The 4,496-nt window shown below is 53.1% G+C and carries 3 protein-coding genes and 2 pseudogenes; all 5 read left to right on the top strand.

The genetic code is table 11. The annotated features are described in order from the left end of the window. The first annotated feature begins 80 nt into the window (after positions 1 to 80). Positions 81 to 548 carry a hypothetical protein gene (locus tag C8024_RS19950; protein ID WP_217271974.1) on the top strand — a complete coding sequence of 156 codons (468 nt, stop codon included), beginning with the start codon at positions 81 to 83 and terminating at the stop codon, positions 546 to 548. Between the two features lie 146 nt (positions 549 to 694). Further along, positions 695 to 2,673: pseudogene (locus C8024_RS03875) on the top strand (ParB/RepB/Spo0J family partition protein). 161 nt (positions 2,674 to 2,834) lie between these two features. After that, entirely contained in the window at positions 2,835 to 3,773 is a 939-nt protein-coding gene (locus C8024_RS03870) for an ArdC family protein (RefSeq protein ID WP_173203003.1), read from the top strand. A gap of 86 nt (positions 3,774 to 3,859) precedes the next feature. Next, positions 3,860 to 4,237, top strand: a complete 378-nt coding sequence (locus C8024_RS03865) for an antitoxin Xre/MbcA/ParS toxin-binding domain-containing protein (RefSeq protein WP_173203001.1) — start codon at positions 3,860 to 3,862, stop codon at positions 4,235 to 4,237. A gap of 31 nt (positions 4,238 to 4,268) precedes the next feature. Then, positions 4,269 to 4,496: pseudogene (locus C8024_RS03860) on the top strand (RES domain-containing protein); the annotation flags it as partial.

Genomic DNA, 4,496 nt, shown 5'->3' with positions numbered 1-4,496 from the left:
AATCGGTAAACTGGACTCTCGAAGCTTTGTCGGAAAGTCTTTGGGAGCAGGTCGATTTCAAAAGCTTCCGAAAAGGCTGGTTGGATGAGGAAGAACAAGCGGCGATGGAAACGGCCCATGAACGCGTACATCTTGTCACCGGTTTACTACTGCCAGTCTGGAACAAAATTCCTGGAGCGTTTGTCCGTGTCACCCGCATTGCGGCAAGCGACGGGCGCTCAATCATTGGCCGCGAAATTTCCGAGTTTGATATGGCTGATCTTTCCCGCGCCTTTGGTCTCGACATGAACCAGACAATCAATCCGTCCCGTGTTGCGGAAATGGTCATGCAAAGCGGCAAGCCGTTTTCAGTTCAAAGTCATGATGACCTTATGGCCAAACGCTCGCTGATCAACGGCAGCCAGCGATTGGAACTGACGGGCTTTTCAGCCGAGCGGCTCGACTGGTATAAATCCAAAGGCTGTTTTACCGAGATTATCCGTTACCGCACGCGTCTTTTTGTTCCAGTGAATGAAGCAGCGCAGATACTGGAAAAACTGGGGGCCTGAGCAATCCCGCTCTCCTTCAATTGCAATCAATCAGAAAGCCAACCTGTTACCCCGGGCAATGAGAGGGGAGGAGGCTTGGCTCTTTTGAACCCGGTTTTGGCGATGGTCGCCGAAGAACGTTGGTTCGATCAATCAGGAGTTATAAAATGTTCAAATCTATTCCACTCAACAAGCTCGTTGAATCCAAGAAAACGTCCGCAAGCGTTCTGATCCGGCGGCCGATGCATGGCTGAAGGCGGATATTGCCGCGCGAGGATTGTTACAAAACCTCGTCGTTAACGCGATTGCGCGGGGTAAATTTGAGGTCACGGCAGGTGGCCGGCGTCTCAAACAGTTGAAGGCTCTTGCCAAGGACAAAGCGATTAAGAAGACCGAGCCGATTACATGCTTGGTCAAAAACGGCGAAGCGCATGAAATTCGCGAAATCAGTCTGGCTGAGAATTTCCAGCGCGTAAAACTCAATCCAGCCGATGAAGCCGAGGCGTTTCAGGATATTGTTGACGACGGAGCCAGTATCGAAGACGTAGCCATTCGTTTTGGTCAAACGGTTCGCTTTGTCGAAGGGCGATTGCGTCTCGCCAAGCTGGCACCAGTGGTTTTTAAAGCATTGGCAAGCGGTGACATCACGCTCGATATTGCAAAAGCTTATGGAGCGACCTCGGATGTCGAACGTCAGGCCCAAGTGTTCGAGGAAGTTTCTGGCGCTTATTATCAAATTACACCCGACAGCATCCGGCGAATGGTTCTGGACGCCAGTGTTTTGGCCAGTGATCCCCGCGCTGTTCTCGTCGGACGCGATGCTTATCTTGCGGCAGGCGGCAAAATCGACCGAGAACTCTTCGATGATGATGAAAGTGAAAGCTGGGTTGATGTCGCGCTTCTTGAGCGCCTGGCCGCGGAGAAAATGGAATGGCGGGCCGATGAGGTCAAAGACCAGCATGGTCTTGCCTGGGTAAAGCCAACGCTTGACTGTTATGTCTCGCATGAACTTGTCGAAGGTTTGAACCGGCTTCCTACCGAGCTTGAACCGCTTAGGGAAGAAGCTATCGCGCGTTTGTCTGAACTGGAAATCGAATATGACGGCGAAGCTGTCATCCTCGAAAATGAAGACAGCAGCGAAGATGATGTGTTCGCGGCCGAAAAACGAGTGTCGGAAATCGAACAGGAAATGCGCGCGCTCAATGATCGCAAGCCAGTTCTGGCCGATGCGCTTCGCAGCGAAGCAGGCGCTTTTCTGGCGCTTGGCGATGACGGCGTACCGACACTGGTTCCCCAATATTATACCGAAAAGGCCGATGCCCCGGTCGAAGAGGAAGGCGTTGAGCTGGTCGAGGAAGGCGAGGCCGCTAAACCCAAGCGCGCAGCGCTTTCGAAACGCCTCGTCGATGAACTGGCGATGCAGCGGCGTGATATTTTGTCGCTTCATGTGGCCAGCGATCCGGCGCTCGCGCTCGATTTTATGATCTTCACGCTTGCGGATAGCGACAGCCATGACTGGCAGGCACAGGAGGCATCGACTCTCAAGGGCCCTGTTGCAAATGGTCCGGCGCATAATTTCGAGGCAAAGGATGCACCGGCTAGTGCAAGCCTGGCGGAATTGCGCGGGTCACTGGATGAAAGCTGGAAAGCTGGCACTACTGATGTCGAGCGTTTTGTAGCATTTCGGGCAATGAGTGATGATGCGCGCAGTGCGTGGCTCGGCCATGTTGTCTCGCGAACGCTGGTTGCCAGCCTGAATGTTGAAGGCGACCGGCAAGTCTCACTGCACGATTATCTGGGCGGTATCTTGGAAATCGATATGGCGGCTTGGTGGCGTCCGACTGCGGCCAATTATTTTGACCGAGTACCCAAGGCCAAAACGCTTGGCGGAATGCAAGAAGTCGGCGGTCTAGAACTTTCAAACCGCTACGGCACTTCCAAAAAGGCCGATCTTGCTGCAACGGCCGAGCGCATCTTCTCCGGAAACTTCATCGCAGAGGCCGAGGTCAAACAGCAAGCTGCGCAGTGGGTACCCGATGCGATGCGCTTTGCTGATTTGTCTGCGGCTGACGAGGTTTTAGAAGATGAAACTTCGGAAGCTGGCGCATCAGAAGATATTCCAGAGATAGCCGACAAGGCTGCCTGATCCTCCTCCTGGCAGGTGGTCTTCTGGCTGAAGCGGCTTGCCTTTCAAGGCAAGTCGCTTCTTTTATTTTAGGATTTTTGCGTCCGTTCGAACGCAAGAGGAGAGGGGGCTTGGGCCTGTCTGATCCGGCAATTTTGCTGGATATATTCAGGAGAATAGACATGCCCAAAAGATCACATCGCTCACCGAAGATATCGCCGGCCGCAAGGATCACGGCTGCCATTATCGAAAATCTGGAAGAAGGAACCAAGCCTTGGGTCCAGCCGTGGCGAGGCCTTCCGGTTTCGCGGCCGCTGAGGCACTGCGGAACGCCCTATCGCGGCATGAACACCTTCTGGCTCTGGATGGTAGCGGAAGCTGGCGGTTTTCTATCCCCATACTGGATGACCTACCGGCAATGCGCCGCTTTGGGCGGGCAGGTGCGTAAAGGAGAAAAATCGACCATCGCCATCTTCTACAAAAGCTATACAAAAGAGATCGAAGCCAGCACTGGTGAGGATCAGGAATCAGAAACACGCCGCGTCGTCAAATCCTATGCTATCTTCAATGCCGATCAATGCGATAATCTGCCCGAACGCTATTACCCTAAACTGGAAGTACAAGAGATTGAACCGGAGGGCAGGGAGGCAGCGCTAGATAGTTTCTTTGAGTCTGTCGGTGCCAATATCCGGGAAACCGGAAGTGCCGCTTATTACGAACCTCTGCTCGACCGGATTACCATGCCGCCGGCGCATTTGTTTTATGGTTATGATCATTATTACGCGACGCTCGCGCATGAATGCTCGCACTGGACTGGTCATAAATTACGTTTGAACCGCAATCTCAAAAACCGTTTTCGAAGCGCTGCTTATGCAGCGGAAGAACTGGTAGCAGAACTGTCTAGCGCAATCCTGGGCGCAGAACTGGGCTTGCCGGTCAGTCATCTCGACAATCATGCCAGCTATATCGCGAGCTGGCTCAAACTGCTCAAAAATGATGACCGCGCAATGCTGACCGCTGCTGCGCGCGCCGAGGAGGCGGCGAGCTTGCTTCTGAAGCTGGGTGGCTACGATGCTGCATTGGCCGAGGAAGCTGATGATGAGCTGGCGGAAGCCGCATAGCGAGCGGATGTTCAGAATATCGAAAATACTTGCAAATATTCAAATGAATGATTATAGATAAATATATTCAAATGAAAGGGTATGTGATGGCAAGCAGATTGCCAAAAACCAAATCAGATGATGACAGAATTCTGACGACCGCGGTTGCCAGAATTGCAGAATATTGGGGCTTGAGCAACGCCAAGCTGGGCGCGATACTGGGTTTGTCCGGCGCTACCATATCCCGTTTACGCTCCGATCAGACCAAACTCGATCCTGCCTCCAAATCCTTTGAAGCTGGCCAGTTTCTGCTGCGTCTGTTCCGCAGTCTTGATGCATTGCTGGGCAGCGATGACAAGGCGGCCAAATCCTGGCTTACATCCCATAATCTTGATCTGGGCGCCAAACCGATTGACCTGATCGACAGTTTCAAAGGCCTGATGACCGTATGTGATTATGTGGACGCCCACCGCGCTCGCGTCTGAGTTCCGGCGCTATCGCCGGACAGTCTGGCGTGTGGTTGAAGCGCAGCACCGTATCTCTACCAATCGCCTTGCAGATAATCTCGAAGACCAATCCCGCCTTGAAGAACTGGTGGAGGATGCAAAGCCTGATCTGCCAAAGGCAGCACAAGGACTGCATTATCTTCTCGGATCACCCTTTCGCTATGGTCACCGCATTGCCAGCCGGTTTCGCAAGGCTGACGAACGACCCGGTATATTCTATGCCAGTGAACAGGAAGCC

The sequence above is a fragment of the Sphingopyxis sp. BSNA05 genome, from assembly GCF_013265645.1.
Taxonomy (GTDB): Bacteria; Pseudomonadota; Alphaproteobacteria; order Sphingomonadales; family Sphingomonadaceae; genus Parasphingorhabdus.
Note: the sequence above shows the minus strand (reverse complement) of the source record. Positions and strands in the feature narration are given on the sequence as shown.

Excerpts from the sequence above, each read along its gene's own strand:
- C8024_RS03870 (WP_173203003.1), top strand. The coding sequence starts at position 2,835 with ATGCCCAAAAGATCACATCGCTCACCGAAGATATCGCCGGCCGCAAGG.
- C8024_RS03865 (WP_173203001.1), top strand. The coding sequence starts at position 3,860 with ATGGCAAGCAGATTGCCAAAAACCAAATCAGATGATGACAGAATTCTG.